We start from the raw sequence: 22,701 nt of genomic DNA, 5'->3' as shown, positions 1-22,701 counted from the left end.
CAATTCACTTAGGCAAACATCTTTTGTAAGAATGCTTTTTTCGTTACTTTCAAGGTATCTAATTCACGTTGATGAAGAGCAATCATATTGTCTAGTTTTTTAAAAAAGTTACCTATTTTAGTTTGTTCTTCTTTAATAGGAACTAAATATCCCAATTCCGATATACTAGACCAATTTACGTAGATTTGTGTATTTCCTTGAGAGGATTGGACTATTTTACTTCTAACAGAATCTGAGTTTAATAACTGATATAGAAACTGAGAATCATACTTATTCTTATCTGGTTCAATACGTTCAGTTCGTTGATTATAAACATATGAATTGTCTTCATCAATTAATAGAACACGTCCAATGATTTTTCCTGAACTAGTTTTATCGTTTAGTATCATTGTTAAGTCGTCTTTATTAAGAACTCTTGACTTTGTTTTTTCTGTTTCGTTAGCTCTAATACCTTGATCTGTATAGGAACTATTTTCTGAATATGAACCAATACTTATAACTTTATATTTACCATTATCGATAAACTCCGACTCGATAGAAGTACCGCCTGTCGCTTTACCAAATTCCTTTAACTTACGCTGTTCCCATTCTCCTGTAAATCCAGGGAAACGAACCTCCGGCACAGACTCCCCTTCTTTTGGAAACATTTTTTGCAAGAATCCTTGTTTTGTTTGCTCGAGGGTGGTTAGTTCTTGCTGATAAAAATCGATAGTGTCGTCTAGCTGTTCGAAAAAGTTGCCGATTTGGATTTGTTCTTCAATTGTTGGAAGCAATAACTTATAAGTTTGTAGAACTTTATAATATAATCGGACTCTGGTACCACCTTTTTTTTGCATATGAGAAAAGCTAGAAAATCCAGCTGAATGGTTTAGAATTCTTAAAATAAACTCATCATTTGCTTTTTCATTAGTTGTAAATACAGGGTACTCCTTACTTACAAGAACAGGTGTCCCCATATCGTTTTTATTGAAATGAAAAGTTGAATCGTCTGACATATGGCGGTAAGTAATATAGTTTACTGGAACAAGATGAAAGGTTAATGTTTCATCTATTCCACTTCGTCCACCATCAAAATAATCCGATTGTAGAAACAATCCTTTTCTAGATGACGTAGCAATTGGATATATATCTCCTTTGGTTAATTCGTTGTGTTCTCTTAAAACATCCCCTAACTCACGTTCTTTCCAATCTTCAGAAAATCCCGCAAATCTAATTTCTGGTGTATTCTTATTTCTCACGATTAAACACCTCTAATGCACCCTTGATCCATTCAGCATTATCTTCATCAAATTGTAGCGAAGAAATCATTCGATATAGGCTAGATTCTAGTTCTGCTTTTTCTTTTCGAATTTCTTGAATGGTTGAGCCAAGTGTAGCCATATTCACAGACGCTTCTTCTTCAAAGGTGTCAACGTATCGAGGGATGTTCAGATTGAAATCATTCTCTTTGATTTCATCAAAGGTAGCGATGTGAGCATATTTCTCAACATCTTCTCGCTTCTTATACGTTTCGACAATCTTAGCAATAATTTCTTTGGAAAGATTATTTTGGTTCTTCCCTTTCGTAAACTCATTACTTGCATCAATAAATAATACATCACGAGTAGTGCGATTTTTCTTTAAGATAATGACGGTTGTTGGAATCGAAGTCCCGAAGAATAAGTTTGCTGGCATACCAATTACGGTATCTATACTGCCATCTTCTAATAATTTCTTACGGATTACACCTTCTGCAGCTCCACGGAACAGTACCCCGTGCGGTAAAACGATTGCCATTGTTCCCGAATCTTTCAAATGATAGAACCCATGTAAAAGAAAAGCAAAATCTGCTTTTGATTTTGGCGCTAATTTCCCATATCGGTTGAAGCGAGAATCATCTAAGAACGTATCATCCGAAGACCAATTAGCTGAGTAAGGTGGGTTCATTAGGACGGAATCAAAGGTATAAGGCTCATCTGTCGGCCAATCTTTATTCAATGTATCCCCATTGCGCAGGCGCATATCTTCTTTATCCACACCATGCAAAATCAAGTTCATCTTCGCTAGATTATAGGTTGTTGTATTTAGTTCTTGTCCATGATACTTTACACTATCTGGATGGTTAATATAGTTTCGAATATTCAACATCAATGAACCTGATCCCATGGTTGGGTCAAATACGCTAAACAATTTTTTGTCTTCTTGACCGATTGCGGCAATACGGGCCATCATGTCAGATACTTCATGAGGCGTATAGAATTCTCCAGCTTTCTTGCCAGCCTCTGAGGCAAATTGACCAATCAAGAACTCATAGGCATCCCCAATGACATCGCCATTATGTCCCAACACATCGATATCATTTAGTTTCTTCAGGACCTCTGTAATGGTAATGTTTCGTTGTTGATCATCTGATCCCAGTTTTTTTGATTTCAAATCCACATCATCAAATAATCCGTTGAACTGGTCATATTTCGTAGACAAGTCGATAAAGGCTTTATTCAAGTCATTCAACTGAAACGTGTTTTGTTTCGCTTGATTGGTTAATTCATAGAATAGATACTCTGGTTCAATATCATAGCCCAAGGTATCCACTAACGTCTCAATCAAGTCATATTTTATCTCTTCATCTGCTAACGATTCCCGATACAATTGGCTTTGTTTTTCCTGTGTATTGTATTCTTCTAGCGATTCATCCGCTATTTCAACTACTTTTTCTAATAACTTATCGGATAAGTACTTGTAAAAGATCAATCCTAATAAGTAGTTTTTGTATTCCGATGCGTCCATTTTGCTTCGTAAGTTGTCTGCGGCACTAAATAATTTTGAGTTTAATTCAGCCATGTTGCGTACCTCACTTTTTCTATTTTTGATCTAGTTGCTTCAATATATCCAAATAAAGTTGCTCTTCAAGTTCTGCTTGTTTCTTTGCCAAAGCTTGCCGCTTTTTTAAAGAGAAATAAGCTATTCCTAAAGCTTGTTGTTTCTCAAGCGTTGGTAACTTGATTTCCAACTCTTTTAAGCTAGCAGGTGTTAATTTGGGGACAGTACTTCCTTGCATGGAAATGGCCATTTGCTTCTTCATTGAATACGATTCATTCAATGCAAAACATAAGTAGTGACTATCCAAATGATCCTGTTCAATAATGAGTTTCGCAAAGTTTTGGTTTATGATCTTTCCATGATTTGAGTCACTAACTATTCCAGCTTTGGAACTAACAAAGCTGAAAACAACGTCCCCAGCACTGCTTAAATAGCCGTCATTATAATTTGAATTTCCACTATAGGAACGAGCTTGTGAATCTAGAAATGTTCCACTTAAATCATTTATTAAATCCTCGTACGAATAAGCAACTAAAGATAGATCATGTTTCTCGTTTCCTCTAGAAAGGTTTCTTCCTATTCTAACTGTTACGATATCTTCAAGTTTCATAGCCCACCCTCCTTAGAAGTATTTTCTTAAAATTACTTTTTATCGATTACGATTAATCATATCACTCCTAAAAAAACTCAGTCAATAATTAACGTGTAATTTTAACGAATTACAAAAACTAAATATTTGATGACTATTATGCCCCGTCAATACTTGAGCGTGTACGCAAACCTTCTTGAGCTCTTTTTCAAGCGGAAAATGCTTAAATTTGCTGCGAAAAATGCTGAGGTCACCTGCCAGTATAATTTCAACTGTGAAATACGTTCCATCGCTTGCTTCAGTCGGAAATTTTCGCCCGTGAATGAAAGAATGTGTTCGTGATGCACAAGGCGATTCACCAAAGCGAGCGTCAACTTCGTATCTCCGAAAATGGGAGGTCCATTGACCCAATTTTAGAATCGATGTGACGATTACACTGTGCTGCTCGTAGCAATCCCGCTGCCAGAGCAATCACAAGTGGAATATCATACCTCACTCGACATCCACCTCGGAACAAGCGTCTCTGTTGTCTCCTAGGCCCCCTAATTAAACTGGAGTCTTCCTATCCAAATCAATTAAAATAAGGATAAGGGAGATGATTCGGTATGGGTGGTAAAAGGTTTAAGAGGAAACGCGATTAAAAATTGTTCATGAGGCTTTGGCTGGTATTAAAGTGGGGGTGCTTGCTCGCCTGTATGAGGTTCATCCTGAAACCATACGATTATGGGTTAGAGACCACCGTGACTCCATCCCACCAGAAGAAATCCCGATGACTGACGAACATCTCCAAGAACTCCAACGACTGCAGAATGTAGAAGAGCGTTACGAAAAAGCCGTGAAGATACTCGGTGAGAAGGAACTTGAGATCGAGATTCTGCGAGAATTACTAAAAAAGAAAAACCCCGCTTATCTGAAAAATTCGAAGTAGCACACCTCTTCATTAAGCGGTGAGATCCAGCAGCTGTCGTGCTACGTCTACTTGGACTATCTGAATCCACCTACTACGATCGCAAAAAACGTGCGGAGAGTCCCTCAAGGGAAGCGGAGGAGCGTCCAAAGCTCCGTCAAAAGGTCGTCCTACGCCTGGCTATTCTCATACGTTTAGCGGAGAACGAGTAAGTGATGAGCAAATTAAAATATGGCTCCTTGAGCTCCTTGAGGGCGAAGAACATGTCTATGGTTACAAGTTTTTAGCCAAATGTATTCGAGACCGTTATTGCTTAATTTTAAACAAAAAGAAATCGTACCGTTTGTGTAAGGAGTTAGGTATCCTTCAGAAGGCGCGGGATCGGGTTAAATCGCACCCGCGCAGACTGCCAAGGAATCGAATCGTGACTGGTTCGAATCAACTATGGCAGATGGATATTAAATATGGTTACGTGATCGAAAAAGAACGTTTCTTTTTCGTGCGCAGCATCATTGATGTGTTTGACCGTGTTATTGTTCAGCAGTATAGGGGCACGGTATGCGAGGCCAAACATGTGGTGCAAACGCTATGGCTTGCGATTCAGAGCCGGGTGAAACCTGACGAGGTGATGCCTGTGATCCGAACAGATAATGGACCTCAATTTCTTAGCAAATTGTTTGGAGATACCTGTGAGAGCCTCAGCATGATCCATGAGCGTATCCCACCTCGGACGCCAAACATGAACGCCTACATCGAGTCGTTCCATAGTATTTTGAAGCGCCATCTGTTCGGCATACGAGATTTCATGACCTTCGAAGAGGTTTATGAAGCACTGGATGAATACATGGACTTTTACAATAACCGAAAGATCCACGGGGGCTTGAGTCAGATGTCTCCCGTTCAGTTTTCAGAGTGGGTCAAGACGCTGGAGGATGCTTCAGCCTTTCATAGGAAGGTGTAACAGTCCGAAAAAAAGAGCTAATCTAAGAATGAACATTTGTTGTTGGGTAAGACTCCGATTTTAGGGGGCCTTGCCGATGTTAAAAGAAAATAAGTATTAGACTAGGCGCCGGACAGTTACGGTGGCCAGCTGCTTCGCAAGCTGCAGTCTACTACTTTGTTTTCTCGTCTGCTTCTTTTCAGACACTTTTTTGATGCCTCAGTCTCATACTTATTTCTTAATGCCTGGCGATTTTCATTTCCGAAAATCGCGTAATATCAACAACTCCAGTCTAATACTTTATTTTCATTCTACAGTTGAAACAAAAATCGGATTTAGTTCGTATTATTTAATCTACACGAAGCTATTGTAATAGATATGCCCTGTTCATATGCACAAGTTTGCAGTAAAGTGATCATACTTCCCTGTATTTTGAGACAGGAAATCCATTTTCTTCGAGGAGTGAGAACATTGAAAATTGAAAATATTCATGGTCTATTGGAGTATGCCATTGATTTCAGCAATAAAGAAATCCGATCTTTTCAGCAAAATAAAGTCGTACAAGACCTGAAAGATGGTGTAGTTTCTTCACTTTTACGATCAATCATCGAATTAAGTATTAGCGTTAAGGTTACTGCTGAAAATGGACTTCGTGCTCCTTCAGAAATAAATTTTAGAGCTTTTATTGAAGCCTATCTCGCTTTAAAATACATTCTGCATGATGAACAAAAGTCTGAAGACCGGGCTATTGCCTATACAATAGGCTATCACCAGCATCAGATTGAAACTGCGCAGGAAGCAATTAACGACGCCGTGTTACTTGATACTAACATTGCTCGTATGGAACGTGTAATTAAAGGACATACTGACAGCATGAATCATCCAGCGTATAAATCTGTTTTGGATGAATTTAAGAGGATGACGAAAAAATATGCGCCGAAATGGTATTCTCTTTTTGGTGGTCCCATGACTATTAATCAACTAATCGAAATTTTTGAGGATGAAAAGATTGAGAACGACAAGAACATATTGTATAAGATGTACAGCGCGCTATCCAAAAGCGCACACAGTTACGTAGCATTACGAGGATTGCAACCAACAGATAACGGATTTGTGATGTTGCCGGTGCAAGAAACATTTGATCCCAATCAGGATGCTTTCAACTTAAACGTTATTACTTCATATTTAGTATCTTCAATTTGTCGATTCACAACAGCAATGTACCCTCAGTATAATGAAAACCTGCGAGTATTTTTACAAGATTATGCTGATTACAAAAAATTAGATCCATCGTCCTGAACAAAAAAGAAGCGACTGCTGCGTTAAGCTGCAAGTCGCTTCTTTCGCTACTGGACACGACGACCAGTAATAGCTAATGTCAAAAGAAAATAAAGTGTTAGACTAGGCGCGACGACCAGCTGCCGGACGGTTACGGTGGCCAGCTACTTCGCAAGTTACAGTCTACTACTTTATTTTCTCGTCTGCTTCTTTTCAGACACTTTTTTGATGCCTCAGTCTAATACTTATTTCTTAATACCTGGCGATTTTCATTTCCGAAAATCGCGTAATATCAACAACTCCAGTCTAATACTTTATTTTCTTTCTACATCTGTACTGGAGCGTGAGCGTTACAGCTTAAGATAAGTGCAACTGCTTCGTCCCTCCCTGAAAAAACTTAGGTCTATTGCCCCGGTTTTTTTGAATTACGAGTGTGTTGTCCTTGTAATCCTCGTTTTTTCACTTGGCTTTACTACTTAGATAGTCGAAATAAATATGGTACTGAAGGGCAATAAAACGAGAATTGTATCACTTCTATACTATTGCTAATCTTCTATACGTAGTTCATATAGCATGGTATAGTGATTTAGAAAGGATTGGAATTTTAACCAGCTGTTTTTATTGAAATGTATATGATGGACATAAAGATTTTTTTAAATTCGATATTAGACGGATTGTAATATGAAGTGCGACAGATAAAAACAAAGATGCCCATGAAAGGATTCGTGTAAAATAGAAGTCACCACAACATACCATTTTCACAGGAGAACCCAACATGAGCTACTCCCATCTTAGCATAATTGAACGAAGACAACTAGAGACCTTACACCGGCTGGGCTGGTCGACGAGAGCCATCGCGATTCAACTCGGTCGTCATCACTCGACGATTGCACGAGAGATCGCACGTGGGCAGCATCATGAACACTACGAAGCTATGACCGCACAGGAAGCTAGCCAAGAGCGTAGAACACGGAGTGTGCCAACAGGTAAGTTCACACCAGAACTAGGCTCAGAGCTTCGTGAGAAACTAGAGAAGACGTGGTCTCCGGAGCAGGTGGCTGAGAAGCGACACATGGAAGGGAAGCCTTTTGTGTGGATCTACCGCTGGCTCTATGAAGGTAGAATGACAGTCTCCGAGAAGCAGGTACTGCGTCACAAAGGCAAGCGACGAAACCCCTTAGAAACACGAGGGAAGTTCCTTGTTGGCACTCCGATCTGTCAGCGCCCAAAAGAAGTCCGCAAACGTACAACGTTTGGTCATTGGGAGCTTGATACGGTCGTGTCCAGTCGAGGGAAGAGCAAGGCTTGTGCAGCTACCTTTATTGAGCGTAAAACACGCCTTTACTTCGCTGTGAAAATGGCTGACCGCACCGCCCATTCCATGGAAATAGCTTTTGGTGTCGTGGCTAGCCAGTACCCGAAAGGGAGCTTTCAGACCGCAACAACAGATCGTGGCAAGGAGTTTGCCTGCTATACAGCGTTAGAGAACCACTATGATATTCAGGTTTATTTCGCAGATCCCTATTCCTCTTGGCAGCGTGGATCCAACGAAAACGGCAATGGTCTTTTAAGAGAATTCTTTCCTAAGGGGCATGATTTCGCCATGGTATCTAATGAAGAATTAGCAGATGCTGTCCACCTTATTAATCACCGGCCTCGTAAATGTCTAGGCTGGAAATCTGCAAACGAAGCATTCATGGACGAACTGTCGCACTTAGCTTGACAAACCGTCATTAATAAAAAATTGCCTTTTCCGCGTTATAACACATCGAAAGAAATTGATTCCATAGATATTAGATAATGCTCTACACCATCCTACATAACAGAATCTATTAAAAGTAGAGAGAAAAAGGAACAGAGACGATGCGATATGAATTAAATAAAGGTGTTAAAGTTCATGAAAGTGGAGAAATATATAAAGAAAGATTAGTAAAATACAATGTTGACGTTATATCGAATATAAAAATGTCATTTGATGTAGCAATAGATTATACAAAAAAATTAGCTGGGAACATTGACGATGTCTCAAACTATAAGATGTTTATATTATGTTTAAATAATGCTTTAGAATTACTTTTTAAATTTATGGTTTTTAATAGGAACGAATTCTTACTTTATTCACACAATGATAGAGATAAAATATACAAGAAATACAAACAAGCGAAAAACAATGGATTTAGAAGTTTAGAGATGTTCTTTGCTGCCAATCCATATGAGAATACCCTTCATACAATTAGCTTTATTGAAGCCCGTGATATTTTATATTACGTATATGACATCGATTTTAATGATTCATTCTTCGAAAAGTGTGAAGAATTGTCAAAGGCAAGAAACAGTCTAATTCATTACTCTGCGATTATTAGGAAAATCGATATAATTTATTTTAGTGAAATGCTCAAAACAGCTATTGATTGGTACAATAAAGAAATTAAAGACCACTATTTAGAATACAACCTTAGTATTCTGCTTAGTGAAAATGAACAAAAAGACTATATTTATGAAAGTAATGAATATGAATTGTGGTCAGATATCGGTTTAATTAAGGATAGTACAATTAAATCAGAAGTTTTTGAAGATGAGTTATGTCAACAAATAATGGGGTTTATAATTGAAAATAGCCAAAGTAAACTAGTAGGTGTGGATTATAGGGATTATATAGAAATTGAAAATTTATTTTTCGAAAACAGACCGAAAAATAAAAAAAATGTTGAGATGCGCAAGCATTTTTATAATAAGTTTCATATGATGGTGATTGCTGAAATGTTTACCAATAAGGGAATAAGACTAGGATTGCATCCAGATGAACCGATACAAATTTCCAGACTGGATTTAGGAACTAACATATACAGATATTTAAAAGAGAAATGGTCAGATGAAGGAATTCAGAAAGAGATTTTAGGAATCACTAAGAGTCTATAACAAATACATGATGACGATTTTGATAATGGTGAGAATTATTAAAATCGATTAAATTTAAGAGTATTCTTACGATATAAATAATGATACATAAGAGGGTGTACATTTTGCCAAAGCAAAAACTGACAATCCTATTGATAAAACCTGAGTATCAAAATCTACGTGATGTTATTAAACAAGATGTAGAGGTAGAATACTACTCCTTGAAGGAAGATTACAATCTCAGAGGGTATATTTGTATAGGTGCCAACACAGCGACCAACCCAGATTGGCAAGAATTTTTAGAGGAAGGATCAAACCATCCAATTCCTAGTCTAGTGAACTCTTCTACTCGAGCCATACTATTTATATTTCATCAAGAATATGTTTTTGCATTTGTGTTTGGCTTAGGTCGATTTCTGATAAATGAGGAGGCAATTGTAAGGGACTTTGGAGTGAAAGTTGTATTGAATAGTGTTGATCCCATAAAGTTGCGAAGTGTCGATACATCAACATTTGACGAAATAACTATTCATTCGAGAACTCAGACAAGTCGTATATCGGATATTAATAATTTTGGGGTTGATATTGTAAGAGATTTCTTGCGGTCAGTCACAGGTGTTCCTGTTAATGAAGAACTTGGAAGCGTAATTACAGGGAGAGATTCCGTTCAATTTAATTACGATATTAGCTTCGGTAATGTGGAAACACTTTGTGAATACATTTTACAAAAATATCAAAGTACAGATTACCGTACACATTTTGAATGGGTTGATAACCTTCAATTTGTTACTGACCCGACGATTATTAATAGTTTAAATTCTCTGTTAATAAATTCTATTCATCAAGAAGATGGAAGCAAACTGCACCTTTCCCCTCCAGAAATAATAGACTGGGAACAAATTGAAGGATTTTCCTTTACTCCGAAAGGTACAATGTTTGATGATTTGCAAGTTGAGGTTTTTTTTGAACAAATTAGAGAAAGAAATATTGAAATAACAATTGAAAGAATCAAACGTAAGCACATTTATGCAAGACAGAATACGGAGAATTATATTGCAAAATGGTCCATCTTTAATAGCATTGTTTTTGAAACAGAATTAGCAAATGATATTTATGTACTTACTATGGGCCATTGGTTTAAAATAAATAGAGTATTTGTAGAAACAGTTACCGATTATTTAAACAGTGTAGATGATTCCAACATTGTTCTACCGGACTGCATAGAGGATGAAAAAGAGGGGCCTTATAACGATAGAGTTGGAGTGGAATTAGCTCAAATATTAACTTTAGACAGACAATTTGTCTATTACAGTGGTACTCCATTTGAAGTGTGTGATCTACTTTCATTAGATAATAAATTAATTCACGTGAAAAATTGGGCAAGTTCCGCTACATTAAGTCATCTTTTTTCACAAGGGAGAGTTTCTGCAGAGTTGCTACTGCAAGACGTTGAGTTCAGAAGATTATCATATCAAACAATTTGTGGGCTCGATGCTAATTTTGAGAATTGTATACCAGTAGACGCCTTAAATCCTAGAGATTATGAAATAGTGTTTGCCATTATAGACAAGGATACTCGTCCATTAATAGAAAGACTACCATTCTTCTCAAAATTAAATATGATGCAAAACATAAAATATTTAAGAAACATTGGGTTTGTTGTAACTAAAAAGAAAATAGCCCGCACTTGAACAATTTTATTCTATTTTATATTGTGATGAAAATATAATTCCTAGGAGTAAAATTGATGAAAACGGCTATAAAATTATATAAGACACTCGGTATTCTTTTAATCGGTGATCACATTAAACAACAACTCAGAGTCCAACTTGTTAAACGGACATAGACCTCTTCATCCAAATATAATGAGATCCATCTTCTTTTACTTCTCGCGAAAGCAGCTGAGCAAGCCTGCAGCAAACTTTTCCTGCAACAGAGCCACTAAATTGGAATCTCGAAAGAATTGGACAGCATGTCCTCTTCTGCAGGCCTCCACACCCAGCGAAGTGCCATATGTGTGTTTCATCATTTGAAATTACCCAAAAATATCGTCACGCACTAAGGTCGATCATTTCCAGTAAAATAGACACGGTTATACGAAAGGCCGGGCATGATTGGCTCAATGGCCTCTGCAAAGCCCGGGGCTCCGGTCTTAATCATGCCCGCTGAGGTTCCGTGTCAACCGTATCGAAAATTTCCAGCTAAACACGATTTTCATGGTAACCTTTCATGATTTTTCGGGTAATTTATCTCGATAGAATACGCGCCATATGCGTTTTGCCCCCACCGACAGCCCCTTGAGTAGCAAATTCTCGCGCCCCTTCAGCAAACTCATATATAGCAATGTTTCAAGCGTACAACCGGCGGCAAATGAAGTATGCTCACGTATTTAGCCGTCAAGGTTCTCAAATGCGGAAAGCCTGCCTGTTGTACGAGCATACCTATCCTGGTTCACCCATACCTTATGCGTGATGATGTTCGTGTTCCTCAGGTCGGAATTCTGTATCCAGCTTCCTTCAGATTCCACCTCGCGATTGATGCCCTTGCACTTGGCTAGTGGATGGTAACTACAAACCCCACAGCGGACTTTCACCGCCTAGTTAGTCATCATGCGTGGTGAAAAAAAAAAGTCTCGAAAAGTATGCTTTTTGAGACTCACTATTTGAAAATGAATCTTATTACAATTGAATGTAGCAAGAACTCAGATCTGCTTTCATTGAATCACAATGAATGCTTGCTTTATAATATTCTTGAGGAGTTGATTATAAATGAAAAAATTGAAATTGTTAAAGTTACGACAAGCACCTACTCTGCAAGGTCGTGATGAGAAATTTGATGACGGTGTTATGGCTATTCCAACTCCAACAGAAGAACGTGCAAAATCCCATGCAGACATGCAAGCTTTCATAAAACTATTTAAGGAACAAAATGATAAGCCCTAAGTTTGGAAATAAGTGATTGTATTTCTCAGGATTGATCCGAGAAAGGTCCTTTATATAATTAACTGGGCTTTGAATCAAGCTGCATCTCCAGTTGGTCAGATTTACCTGTATCCTCGTACATTATTTTATTGTACCCTAATAGCTATCAACCACCACAAAACTAACTCATTGTAATGGATAAACAATCCATTTAACGAGTTGTTTTGTGGTTTTTGTTTTTTGTAATCATTTTGATTTTTTAACTTAACCGGTACACCGAATCGAGTTTTTCAGATATTGGAGGTGTTTGAATGAATCCATGCATTAATTGAGTCTCTGTGGAATAGAATTCTTCTTCGAATCCTTACGAATGGAATTTTATTTTCACGAACCATTGTATAAATGCTGTCAGTTGAGACACCAAGATAATCTGATAACTCCATTACTGAAAACATCGCCTTAACTATAATGGCGTCATTTGGATAAGATTTCATTTCTTTATTGCTTTCTACATTACCGGATGTTTGAATGGAGTCTTTTCCTTTTTCAACAGTAAGCTTATCTTCCATTTGTAATAAAGTTTCAAGTAATTGCATTCTTAATATATCGTATTCTTGCACCATTGTCTCACCTCCAATTACCGTTAAGAGCTTTGTATTTAGTATTACCATGGATTAAAACTCGTTTAATATCAGTTTTCCCGATTCAACACAATGGCTTAATATTCTCAGTTCAACTGAGAAGTTCTATAATGTTCGTCAATATGCATTAATATGGTTAGTGGTGATGCTATGAACTCTTCCATCAAATATGATGGCGTCTATCAAAGTCATATTCGTAAACTTGTAGATGATTATATTGCGGCTATGCACAGGCTGGATAATGTTAATGAAATAAAAATGTTACAAGCAAAACTAAAATCAACGAAACGAAAGTTATGCCGGTTGGATTATGTGGACGTATTAGCTTTGCAAAACTCCTCTGATCTTTGGCATTTACTTATGAATGATCCAGACCTTTATTTTAGACGTACGCTCTGCAGAAAATTATTTAATCTCTCAGAGCCTGATGTCGCAGAAGTACTTGGGTATTCTGCAACAAGAGCAGGTGCTGCACATAACTTATTTAATTCATCTGGCTTACCACATTGGCCAAGGCCATACAAACTTTCCATTTTGCTCAATCATCCTTGGCAATTGGTTAACAAAAAAGACCCCGATGAATTATCTTACTCTTCCCCATCAGAGTACTTCGACCCCGAAGTTGCAAAAAAGATACACATTGAGAATCTTTTTAAGGAGAGAACACAAGTAAAAAGCATTACGGGTTTTGTGATTTTAAATCCCCAGGAGGTATTCCCACTAGAAGTACCTCCTTTGACCGGACGCTGGGTTACCACTTATCCCGAAATGGACTACTTCGAGTTCCACCTCAAACGTGAGCCGGTGATGGACAAGGCTTTAAAGAAACGCATTCTTGACGAATTTCCATTAGCTAAAGATGTGATTACAACCTATGTCCCATTTAGATCAAAAATGAGATCCCTTTGGATCATGACGCCGAAAGTGGGACGGGAACAGGACTACAAGGGAGTTATTACAGAACTCAAGGGTTTTCGGGATGCTACAGTCCATTACCAACTTAGGTAGCTCCCACTAAGCCGTCTCCATCTGGAGGCGGCTTTCTCAGTTAGACTGAGAAATTTCAAAGTCCTGCTCAAACACGGCCATCCTAAAGGTATAAATCAAACAAGGAGGCCTAAACAGTGGATAAGGAAATCCAATTACTCAGTCAGATCGAGCAATCAATAACTAACGAAACCCAAGAATCTTTTCCACAGAATTTTTCTTTTGCCGAAAAGATTCTTGACCCCGAGCGTATGTTTCCCACTCTCAGTGACGATCATGATATTAGAAAAGTCACACGGGAGAAGGTGGAAAACATGCTGTATGCGAAGCAAATCATGCCCGATTATGAAGTAACGGAAGAAACCGAGCGTCCCGGTCCGCCAGGCATAAATCATTGGCTCTGGGAGAACAAAGTTCTACGCGAGATTTCTCCAAGCACCTTACAGGACTATTTAAGACAGAGAATGCAAAATGCACCTCACGTCTTTATCAGGCAATATCATATGACACGAAACCTGATGAAAATGATCGCTAAGCTGCATGGAGTTCCGGTTACTCAGGTACAAAATCACCATGTACTGACTCCCAGTTCCATTCGCTACGCAACCGAGCATTTAGCCATTCGCTATTCGAAATCTCTTTTTCATTTTTTATTGAAGTTGTCCATGAAAGCTGGGAACCTCAATGAGAAAATACCTCTATTACACCCAACATCTAAACAAGCACCTTTCCATCCGAGAATATTGAACTACAAATCACATATGGAGGGAAAGGGATTCTCGCCTAAACATATTCGGAATTCCATTACATACGTCCAGCAATTCTTTCACTGGCTTTGTGCGAATGTCCGAGAATTTCAGGGCAAATCCCCTACAGAGATTTCGGTGTTTCACATTCAAAATAAACACTTGTTAATGTACAGAACCTACAAACGGAAAATGATAAAAGATGGGGTTTGGAGTCCCATTACATTCACGCATTGCATATATGCCATACGCTCGTTCTACTACTTTTTAAATGAACGGTTTGGATACGAGCCTCCTCTATATCGATTTGAGTCCATAACAGTCGAGCGTTACCACCCACGTGACATCCCAACTAGAGATCAGATTGACTCTTTCTTGCAAGTCGTGAATAGGTATGCCAAAGAACCAAAGCTTGAGCAGCTTGGGTATCGATTCATGATTGAACTAGGCCTTCGGTTGTCCGAAGTGGCAAAAATCAAATGGAAAGATATTAACTTAGGAACACGAACCATTGTCATTCATAGTAAGGGCAAGAAAACCCACGTCTTGCCACTTGCGGGTAAACTGTATGAACTCCTGCAAGAATGCCATACCAACGCTAAAACAACATACCTTTTTGGTGAAAAAGTAACCACCATTAAAGATCAATTTTATGAGTACTTCAAACTTTACGCTATGATCGCAGATTGGTCATTTCCTGGCGGTGTACACCTTTTTAGGCATGCTTTTATCACCAAATTAGCCGAAAAAGGGATCCTGTCACAAGCGATGAAGGAATTAGCTCGTGTCCAAATGGAAAATACTGTTGGTTTATATGTCCATTTAAACGACCAAGAAACACGTATGATAAACCAAATTAATAGGTTGAGCTATGAATAAGGAGAGAATGCTATGCCTATGTTTGATGACGCTGTAACAAATGATCTAGCTCTCGAAGAAGCACTGCTGAAACTGGCGGATCAGTATGGACCCGATGCATTTTCACGCCATATCCACTCCATAGTTCCTCCTACTAGTAAACCAACTACAATTGCTAGCGAAGATATTCTAATCAATGATGCAGCTGCACTTTACTTTGCAAGCGATACATTTCTAAGTTTAGCTGTTTCTTCTCAGAAGTCTTATCGCTATGAAATGGGTCTGTTTTTACGCTATTGCGAGCAATTTTTAGGTATGAGCACAACGTTTAAGAATGTAGACTCGGCCATCTTTCTGGGTGATTATTTGGCATCTGTACGGAAGCTTAACACGCGCAGTAAAAAGGCAGCATTCTTAAGAAGCTTTTTAGGTGAAGTGTGTGCTCATTATCAAAATCGTGACATTGGCAAACTAAAAAGAATTCTTTCAATTGAAATCGACTCTAATCGTGAACCACGTGCATTTACGAAAGAGCAACTGGATGAGCTTATCTGTTTGGTAAGGCTTGGCCGCGAGTCTCATCGAAATTTCACGATTCTATGGACGTTTCTTGGCTCAGGTATACGATTAAGCGAGTTGATCCATTTGCAAATAGGGGATATTATTTCTTCGCGTCAAGAAGTCCTTGTTCGTGGAAAAGGACATCGGGGATATAAACAGCCGAGCAAATTAACTACATCCTCTCTGGAGATATTAAATGCTTATGTGAAATTTCGCTATTCCGGAATAAAAGGTGAGCCAAACTATTCGGAACGGTACATCTTCTCAGATGATAGAGGAATATCTCCCCTGCATGAAAGTACCATACAAAAGATGTTTACTTCATTAATTGATAGTGCGACATCCATATCTGAATCTGACAAACATCCGTATAAACTTTCCGTACACTCTCTCCGGCATTCGTTTGCTATGTTTATGCTTCAGTCTGGAGTTGAGCGTGAATTTATTAAAAAGTTCATGCGTCATAAATGGGACAGTTCAACAGCCATTTATTTGAACCTCTTTGATAGTATGCTTGTCGAGGCCATTGACAAACATCCCTTGTCCCAACTTAAAACAAGTGATTTCTTTTAACAAGGTTGGTGAACTCACATGACACTCTTGCTTCAATCCGTATACGTTCAGGTTTGGAGTAAAAACTTTCATCGTAGAGCGAGTACAAAACAGAGTTATATCAGTGTTTTGAAGAAATTTGAAGCCTTTCTCTTGAAAGAAGGTTTTAGTGGAGCTCTTGATTTTAATCAATTTCATGCCAGCCGTGAACATCCGGGAAGATACCTTCCGATTCAACGACATATCATCGACCACTTTTTCCTTAGTTTAAAAGAAAATGAACAAATAACAGACCATAGATTAGCAGCTACCGTTACCATGCTGAAACGATTCTTCGAGTTTCTTCGAGACATGGATTTAATTGAGCAAAACCCTATGACCAACTATCCAAGACCTAAATGTGAGTCACCTATTCAAAACACCGCTTTATCGCTAGAAGAATGTATGGCTCTCCTCAAGGTTGCACTTTTAAGAGACCCCTTCTATCGCCAAGAGTTTGTGCTGATTTGGTTCTTGCTAATTACCGGCCTACGCCTTTCAGAAATTCGTCACCTTCGGCGAAGCCGTCTGCAATTAGACACAAGAATTGTTCACGTATTTGATGGACAAAAAACCGAGAAACGGCCTGTAGCAATCCCTAAAGACCTTGCGGTAGAACTAGAACGATATACAACACATGCGGAATACCTAAAACATGCAAATCGGGGAGATGAATATTTATTTCATCAAAAAGGAGCAATGCTATCGGTAGAAAAAATCCGTCGGTTACTATCCGAACTATCTATTGCTGCTGGGCTTTCAAGACCAATTCGTCCGCACGATCTTAGACGTACTGCGGGTTATTTGATGCAAAAAGGTGGGATGCATATTGTAAATATTCAACATCAGCTTCGTCATAAACATATCGGTACAACATTAAGATACGTACCCCCGTTAGTCAATTTTGCCAAGCTACTTGAGAACCTTGAGCCGGATGTAGACTAATAAGCGCTCCGACTTTGTTCAGTAGCTTCATTTAAATAATAACGACTCCAAATTTGAATACTCAAGTATTCTCTTAATAATTACTGTCAAGAATAATAGGAAATTCTAAGGTAGGTGAACACTATGGCTAGTATTGAGAAGAGAGGCAAGAATTCATTTCGACTCATTGTAGAGGCCGATTATAACGAGTTTGGAAAACGAGTAAAACGGTATAAAACAGTAACCGTATCCGGCATTCGAGAAGCCGAAAAGGAACTCGTCAAATTCCGATCTGAAGTCGAGTCAGGGCAATATGTTGTGCCTCAAAAGATGGCATTCGCAGCCTTTGTTGAATAGTGGCGCGAATTGTACGGTGAAAAACACCTCGAACAAAAAACTCTAGAGAACTACGATCACTTACTTAAGAATCACATTTTCCCAACATTCAAATCAATGAAGATAGCGGATGTTAAGCCCATGCATGTACTAAGTTTTCTTGATTCCCTGACACATGATGGAGCTCGGAAAGATGGTAAACATGGAGAATTATCTACAACCACAACTCCTTTCATCCATAGAGTCCTCAAAGATATTTTTGAACGAGCAGTAGAATGGCAATTGATCACTAGCAACCCTGTAAGTACAGTTAAACGGCCTAAAATCGTTGAGCGTGAATCTGAGGTGTATGATGAACATGAAGCCTCAACGCTCTTTCAAACCCTTGAAAATGAACCAATTCATCGGCGGATCATGATAACCCTTGCCTTAACGACCGGCCTTCGCAGAGGCGAACTACTTGCTTTAGAATGGAAACACATTGATTTCGATTCTTCTTTAATTCACGTAACACAGTCACTTAGTCATAGTAGAGGAAAGACCATAATAAAAGAACCAAAAACGAAAAACTCTAAACGTAAAGTCACAATTCCAGACTCTTTAATCGAAGATCTTAAGAGTTACCAAGAAAAATCAGAACGACATAAGCATCTACTAGGTTCTCTGTGGCAAGGTGGAGATAAGTTCTTTGTATTCTTTTCGGAGACAGTAAGCCATTCTATCACACAGTACCAGGTAAATGGCTTTCAAGATTTATTAAACGTAACGAGCTCAAGCCTATAAGATTCCACGACTTGCGCCACACTTTTGCTACATTACTTATCAACCAAGGTGTGCATGCTAAAATAATTGCTAGTCGACTTGGACCTGCAGATATCCATACGATGATGAATATTTATGGTGATGCACTTCAAAGTGCTGATCAGGCTGCGGCGAACACTTTTAATTCGCTTCTTGATAAGAGAACACGATCTGAATAAAATACTAAACTGTCTCAACTCTTCCCCAGAACAGTGACAGACTGAGGTTTGGTCATCTCCCTTTCATGGAGATACAGATGTATTTGATATGACTATAACACGTCAGCTAAATAATATTGTAAGAGTGAATTGATGAGTTCATACCCTACTCTACAATAAGTAGCTGACTCATCATACGTTCCGTGGAAATTTGAATTACGTATCGCGTATACACATAAAAGTGCATATTTCGACACAGCCTCATTGTCCTTTTGAGAAATTGACTCCTTTAATTTCATTGAAACCTCTTGATTCCCTCGCAATTCTAAATTTGCAGTACTTAACCTATCTAGATAATCGCGACATTGATAACTATTAATAAACATTACGACATCACTCTTTTTTGAGAACTCGATAATGGAGGCTTTGTCCCCCTTTTCGACCGTAGTAGCATCGTATAACGCATTGAAAGCACTCCAAATGTACCGAAATCGATGCATAATGTCATGCTGACTGAAATTCCCCTTCTCTTGGTGAACGGTGTTCGACATATGCATAAAATACAAAATGTCGTCAACTTTATCTTTGCTGGAAATACGACGGAAAGTTTCAACAGAGTTAATGAACGTTTCAGAAGTAAGCCTTGCCCTCTTTTTAGAAAGTTCTGCAGTTTTATACAATTTGTCTAAATTAATATCTAAAACCCCACTAGAAGCTAATGTCACCCTATTGGTAAGCTCGATAAGAGGCTCAGTCAAATAATAATTGTTTACCTCCTCATGCAAGGAAAGCACCTTCGCAATAATTTCCGATAAATGAAGCTCAATATACATATATCCCGCAGCCGCGTATTCACCACTAGATACTGTGTTCCCCTTGATGACGGTATCATCACCTGAAGCATTAAAAAGGAGTGCTGTTACCCGATGAGATCCTCGGCTGAACATATCTAATAACGAAGTGTCTGTTACGGTAAAATCAAGAGCCACCCGCCGGATTTCCATAGTAAATTCATAATTAAAATGATAGACAAATTCAACAGATATATTAACATGCTATTTATATTTTAATTGAAAAAACATCAATTAGTTCTCTGAATTCTTCTAAATAACCTTCATCTAGCATCTTACTTGGTTTGTGATTAGAATAATCGATATGATTTATAGTCTTTATATTTTCGTATTTCCCTACCTCCTCTGCTTTAAGAGTAGTAGTAAATATTACTTGATTATCTAAGTTTGAGAAAAGCTCCAATACAATCGATTCCTTTTCTGTTGATAAATCTTCAGCTCGAAATGAATCTACAATAACCGGTAAGTTATATTGCAATAGTTTTGCAAATGAGTATAGCTTGACTAAATGATAAACAGTAGCTTCGCTACCCGAAAATATCTGATTACTTTTTGTGAATATTGATTCAAAATACAGATTTCCATTGGGATCAATTTTTTTATATGTTTGATTCATCAAATCAGAAATATCGTTTAATAAAGTTTGTTGCTGTTGTATTACTTCTTCTGAGTCATTTTCACTATAAAGCAAAGCATCCTCTAATTTCTTTATCTCATTATCCAAGACATTAATACGTTTTTCTGCATCGGCAGCATTAAATATATCGTCTTTATAAGCAACTAATACTTCCAAACTAATCTTATCTTGCACAAGTATATTATTTATCTCATCTTGACGCTTATTTATTTGAAATGTATTCATCTCAATTTCTTCACTATACATATTAATTTTTTCACTAATTGATTCCAGTATTTCATTGCGAATCTCTGGTGTTGAAACTTCGAAACTAAACGCATTTTGGCCTTTATTATGATAGCTTATATGTGTTGAATTACATTCCATACAGCGTAGCTCACCAGAATCTATCGTTCTATTTAGTGATTTTAACTCTTTAACAGTGAGCTCATATTTATTTTTTCTAGTAAAAGCAGTATTTCTAGCTTTACTAAATTCCAATATTTGCAATGTTAGGATTTCAATTTTCTCTATCTTTGATTTGAAATTCAATTTGTCATTAACGCTACTTAAGTAACTTACAGCAGTAGACTTTGATTTTAATATTTTATGTTGTTTAAGAAGTGTCTTCCTTTCATCCTTTAAATCAATTATTTTTTTCTTAATGATATCTGCATTTTCAATAGTTGCTATATTAGATTTAATATTAGCGAATGAGAATATCATGTTATAAAAATCCGTTTTATTATAATATCCTTTATTTGCGATATTGGAGGTATCCTTTTTGTCTTGTCCTACGAAATTAAGTTGGAAATATAGCTCCGGATCTACGATCTTTTCAATACCGTTTTTTGTTATAGTCGGAAGCTTAGATATATTTTTTGACCAATATCTTTTTAGTTCTGATATATTATCAAATATCATCAACGAATTATCATTTTTCAATATGAATGAATTTACTTTTCTGCAAAGAGTATATAGTTCACCTTCAATAGAAAATACAACTATGTGATAATAATCCGAAAAATTAAAAGTTGATGGAAATGCAGGAACATTACCTAAACAATACATTAGACTTTGAATTAGTATAGTTTTACCACGATTGTTATCATCGCTTGAGATTACGTTTACAGATTTTGAAAATGATGATTCAATATACGCTTCTTTAGAATTACCGATTGCTACCTTTTCTATAATCATTATTGAACGCCGTCCTTTACTATAGAAATAAAGTACTTCAATGAAATAACATCAAAATCACTTTTACTAACTAACTCGGGATCTAGTTTTTGTAAAAGTATATTAATGTCATCGTTCGGATTAACTGAAATTGTTGAGTATACGTTTTCAAATAAGGACCAAAAATCTTCTGCACGATTTTTATTAAAAAGAGCCCTTGAAAATGAGATCTGACAATCTTCCAGAACAATTTTCCTTTTTTCTGCAGGAGCTCTATTTAAAGTCGATACAAATGAAAGTGGCACACCTTTTTCAAATGGATTTCTGTTTATTATTCTACCTAAAACTAACAGCTTTATTTCGCTACTTGTCAAATGATGATAGTAATCTAATGCTTCAAAGCTTGTCTCAATAATAATATTTTCAACTACTCCAATATTTTTTTTGCTTGACTGTTGATCTCTTATCTCATTAAAAATCGCATCCAGTGTTTCTTCGTTTGGAATTATTCGGGGATGAATTTTTACGATTGATTTAACATAATCGCTAGGTTTTTTATCATCGATAATAAATTGCACTTTTTCTAAAAACGAGTTAATTTCCTCAATAGTTATTGAATCATAATCAATATATGTTTTTTCTTTCGATTCTTCTAAAAGGCCCTCCTTAATTTTGATAATTGCCTCAGGCTTAATATTACTAATATCAAAAATATTAAGTGAATTATCAATGCGTACTGTGGTTGAGACACCACCTAAGAAAAGAAGAAAACAACTAAATTCTATCTCACTACGAAAATTTTTAAATAACGTAACTAGCTCTTTACCAATTGCTTTTGGAGATGAAGTTTTCGCACCTTTGGATTGCATATCCCAAAGTCTTGTACCCATTTTATCCATTCCAGTTAAATCATTAAAAAAATCCACAACAAAGAAATATATATCATCACTATCTTTTCTAAAATTCATTAAATATAACAGTGCTTTTGTTTCATATTCAGCACCAGAAGGTCTTAATCTCTCTGAAGAAGTTACTTTATAAGCCATTTACGACCATACTCCTCTCTACCTAAAAGACTATAACCAAGTGAATTTTTAATAAGAACCCATTAGTATTGTAC

General features: G+C 37.3%; 21 protein-coding genes and 1 pseudogene. 14 read left to right on the top strand and 8 right to left on the bottom strand.

The window, feature by feature from the left end; translation table 11 throughout:
* Positions 1 to 8: 8 nt before the first annotated feature.
* From AC0VYE_RS04860 to AC0VYE_RS04845, 4 genes are all read right to left on the bottom strand, one after another.
* On the bottom strand, positions 9 to 1,238 hold the full coding sequence (locus AC0VYE_RS04860) for a restriction endonuclease subunit S (protein WP_475446400.1): 1,230 nt from the start codon (positions 1,236 to 1,238) through the stop codon (positions 9 to 11).
* Positions 1,228 to 2,820, bottom strand: coding sequence for a type I restriction-modification system subunit M (locus tag AC0VYE_RS04855; protein ID WP_475446398.1), 1,593 nt, complete (start codon positions 2,818 to 2,820; stop codon positions 1,228 to 1,230). The genes AC0VYE_RS04860 and AC0VYE_RS04855 overlap by 11 nt, the downstream gene beginning before the upstream one ends.
* 19 nt (positions 2,821 to 2,839) lie before the next feature.
* The gene (locus tag AC0VYE_RS04850; protein ID WP_475446396.1) at positions 2,840 to 3,409 is read right to left on the bottom strand and encodes a restriction endonuclease subunit S; all 570 of its coding nucleotides are present in this window, start codon (positions 3,407 to 3,409) and stop codon (positions 2,840 to 2,842) included.
* Between the two features lie 146 nt (positions 3,410 to 3,555).
* Positions 3,556 to 3,735 (bottom strand): hypothetical protein, encoded by a 180-nt coding sequence (locus AC0VYE_RS04845; protein WP_475449448.1) that lies wholly within the window; start codon positions 3,733 to 3,735, stop codon positions 3,556 to 3,558.
* 290 nt (positions 3,736 to 4,025) lie between these two features.
* Between AC0VYE_RS04845 and AC0VYE_RS04840 the strand changes: the two are divergent.
* From AC0VYE_RS04840 to AC0VYE_RS04810, 7 genes and pseudogenes are all read left to right on the top strand, one after another.
* A pseudogene (locus AC0VYE_RS04840) lies at positions 4,026 to 4,316 on the top strand (transposase); the annotation flags it as partial.
* Positions 4,317 to 4,380: 64 nt separating this feature from the next.
* Entirely contained in the window at positions 4,381 to 5,256 is an 876-nt protein-coding gene (locus AC0VYE_RS04835; RefSeq protein ID WP_475449446.1) for an IS3 family transposase, read from the top strand.
* Positions 5,257 to 5,706: 450 nt separating this feature from the next.
* Entirely contained in the window at positions 5,707 to 6,534 is an 828-nt protein-coding gene (locus AC0VYE_RS04830; RefSeq protein ID WP_475446394.1) for a DUF5677 domain-containing protein, read from the top strand.
* Positions 6,535 to 7,288: 754 nt separating this feature from the next.
* Complete coding sequence (locus tag AC0VYE_RS04825) at positions 7,289 to 8,236, top strand: IS30 family transposase (RefSeq protein ID WP_475446393.1); 948 nt, start codon at positions 7,289 to 7,291, stop codon at positions 8,234 to 8,236.
* Positions 8,237 to 8,376: 140 nt separating this feature from the next.
* Positions 8,377 to 9,432, top strand: coding sequence for a hypothetical protein (locus tag AC0VYE_RS04820; protein ID WP_475446391.1), 1,056 nt, complete (start codon positions 8,377 to 8,379; stop codon positions 9,430 to 9,432).
* Between the two features lie 104 nt (positions 9,433 to 9,536).
* Positions 9,537 to 11,102 carry a TIGR04141 family sporadically distributed protein gene (locus AC0VYE_RS04815; protein WP_475446389.1) on the top strand — a complete coding sequence of 522 codons (1,566 nt, stop codon included), beginning with the start codon at positions 9,537 to 9,539 and terminating at the stop codon, positions 11,100 to 11,102.
* Between the two features lie 1,077 nt (positions 11,103 to 12,179).
* Positions 12,180 to 12,353, top strand: coding sequence for a hypothetical protein (locus tag AC0VYE_RS04810; protein WP_475446387.1), 174 nt, complete (start codon positions 12,180 to 12,182; stop codon positions 12,351 to 12,353).
* Between the two features lie 269 nt (positions 12,354 to 12,622).
* Here the strand turns inward: AC0VYE_RS04810 and AC0VYE_RS04805 are convergent, their stop codons facing one another.
* The gene (locus AC0VYE_RS04805) at positions 12,623 to 12,955 is read right to left on the bottom strand and encodes a helix-turn-helix domain-containing protein (RefSeq protein WP_475446385.1); all 333 of its coding nucleotides are present in this window, start codon (positions 12,953 to 12,955) and stop codon (positions 12,623 to 12,625) included.
* Between the two features lie 168 nt (positions 12,956 to 13,123).
* On the opposite strand from AC0VYE_RS04805, the gene AC0VYE_RS04800 reads away from it, so the two are divergent.
* The 7 genes from AC0VYE_RS04800 (at position 13,124) to AC0VYE_RS04770 (ending at position 18,956) form a co-directional block, all read left to right on the top strand.
* Entirely contained in the window at positions 13,124 to 13,981 is an 858-nt protein-coding gene (locus AC0VYE_RS04800) for a hypothetical protein (protein WP_475446383.1), read from the top strand.
* 116 nt (positions 13,982 to 14,097) lie between these two features.
* On the top strand, positions 14,098 to 15,585 hold the full coding sequence (locus AC0VYE_RS04795; RefSeq protein WP_475446381.1) for a tyrosine-type recombinase/integrase: 1,488 nt from the start codon (positions 14,098 to 14,100) through the stop codon (positions 15,583 to 15,585).
* 12 nt (positions 15,586 to 15,597) lie between these two features.
* Complete coding sequence (locus AC0VYE_RS04790; RefSeq protein WP_475446379.1) at positions 15,598 to 16,698, top strand: tyrosine-type recombinase/integrase; 1,101 nt, start codon at positions 15,598 to 15,600, stop codon at positions 16,696 to 16,698.
* A gap of 108 nt (positions 16,699 to 16,806) precedes the next feature.
* Positions 16,807 to 17,661, top strand: a complete 855-nt coding sequence (locus tag AC0VYE_RS04785) for a tyrosine-type recombinase/integrase (protein WP_475446377.1) — start codon at positions 16,807 to 16,809, stop codon at positions 17,659 to 17,661.
* 123 nt (positions 17,662 to 17,784) lie between these two features.
* Positions 17,785 to 17,997, top strand: coding sequence for a hypothetical protein (locus AC0VYE_RS04780; protein WP_475446375.1), 213 nt, complete (start codon positions 17,785 to 17,787; stop codon positions 17,995 to 17,997).
* A gap of 9 nt (positions 17,998 to 18,006) precedes the next feature.
* Positions 18,007 to 18,759, top strand: a complete 753-nt coding sequence (locus AC0VYE_RS04775) for a site-specific integrase (protein ID WP_475446373.1) — start codon at positions 18,007 to 18,009, stop codon at positions 18,757 to 18,759.
* Entirely contained in the window at positions 18,669 to 18,956 is a 288-nt protein-coding gene (locus AC0VYE_RS04770; protein ID WP_475449444.1) for a tyrosine-type recombinase/integrase, read from the top strand. Before AC0VYE_RS04775 ends, AC0VYE_RS04770 begins: the two co-directional genes overlap by 91 nt.
* 92 nt (positions 18,957 to 19,048) lie before the next feature.
* Here AC0VYE_RS04770 and AC0VYE_RS04765 read toward each other — a convergent pair whose 3' ends face one another.
* The 3 genes from AC0VYE_RS04765 to AC0VYE_RS04755 form a co-directional block, all read right to left on the bottom strand.
* On the bottom strand, positions 19,049 to 19,924 hold the full coding sequence (locus AC0VYE_RS04765) for a hypothetical protein (RefSeq protein WP_475446371.1): 876 nt from the start codon (positions 19,922 to 19,924) through the stop codon (positions 19,049 to 19,051).
* Positions 19,925 to 19,994: 70 nt separating this feature from the next.
* The gene (locus AC0VYE_RS04760; protein WP_475446369.1) at positions 19,995 to 21,602 is read right to left on the bottom strand and encodes a hypothetical protein; all 1,608 of its coding nucleotides are present in this window, start codon (positions 21,600 to 21,602) and stop codon (positions 19,995 to 19,997) included.
* Positions 21,602 to 22,627, bottom strand: a complete 1,026-nt coding sequence (locus AC0VYE_RS04755; RefSeq protein ID WP_475446367.1) for a hypothetical protein — start codon at positions 22,625 to 22,627, stop codon at positions 21,602 to 21,604. Before AC0VYE_RS04755 ends, AC0VYE_RS04760 begins: the two co-directional genes overlap by 1 nt.
* Positions 22,628 to 22,701: the final 74 nt, after the last annotated feature.

Source organism: Pristimantibacillus sp. Z349TD_6, assembly GCF_056173205.1.
This window is presented reverse-complemented; position numbering and strand designations above follow the sequence as displayed.

What these genes read in the sequence shown, in the direction of transcription:
- AC0VYE_RS04855 (WP_475446398.1), bottom strand. Translation starts at nt 2,820, where the DNA reads ATGGCTGAATTAAACTCAAAATTATTTAGTGCCGCAGACAACTTACGA.
- AC0VYE_RS04850 (WP_475446396.1), bottom strand. Translation starts at nt 3,409, where the DNA reads ATGAAACTTGAAGATATCGTAACAGTTAGAATAGGAAGAAACCTTTCT.
- AC0VYE_RS04825 (WP_475446393.1), top strand. Translation starts at nt 7,289, where the DNA reads ATGAGCTACTCCCATCTTAGCATAATTGAACGAAGACAACTAGAGACC.
- AC0VYE_RS04820 (WP_475446391.1), top strand. Translation starts at nt 8,377, where the DNA reads ATGCGATATGAATTAAATAAAGGTGTTAAAGTTCATGAAAGTGGAGAA.
- AC0VYE_RS04810 (WP_475446387.1), top strand. Translation starts at nt 12,180, where the DNA reads ATGAAAAAATTGAAATTGTTAAAGTTACGACAAGCACCTACTCTGCAA.
- AC0VYE_RS04805 (WP_475446385.1), bottom strand. Translation starts at nt 12,955, where the DNA reads ATGGTGCAAGAATACGATATATTAAGAATGCAATTACTTGAAACTTTA.
- AC0VYE_RS04800 (WP_475446383.1), top strand. Translation starts at nt 13,124, where the DNA reads ATGAACTCTTCCATCAAATATGATGGCGTCTATCAAAGTCATATTCGT.
- AC0VYE_RS04790 (WP_475446379.1), top strand. Translation starts at nt 15,598, where the DNA reads ATGCCTATGTTTGATGACGCTGTAACAAATGATCTAGCTCTCGAAGAA.
- AC0VYE_RS04780 (WP_475446375.1), top strand. Translation starts at nt 17,785, where the DNA reads ATGGCTAGTATTGAGAAGAGAGGCAAGAATTCATTTCGACTCATTGTA.
- AC0VYE_RS04760 (WP_475446369.1), bottom strand. Translation starts at nt 21,602, where the DNA reads ATGATTATAGAAAAGGTAGCAATCGGTAATTCTAAAGAAGCGTATATT.
- AC0VYE_RS04755 (WP_475446367.1), bottom strand. Translation starts at nt 22,627, where the DNA reads ATGGCTTATAAAGTAACTTCTTCAGAGAGATTAAGACCTTCTGGTGCT.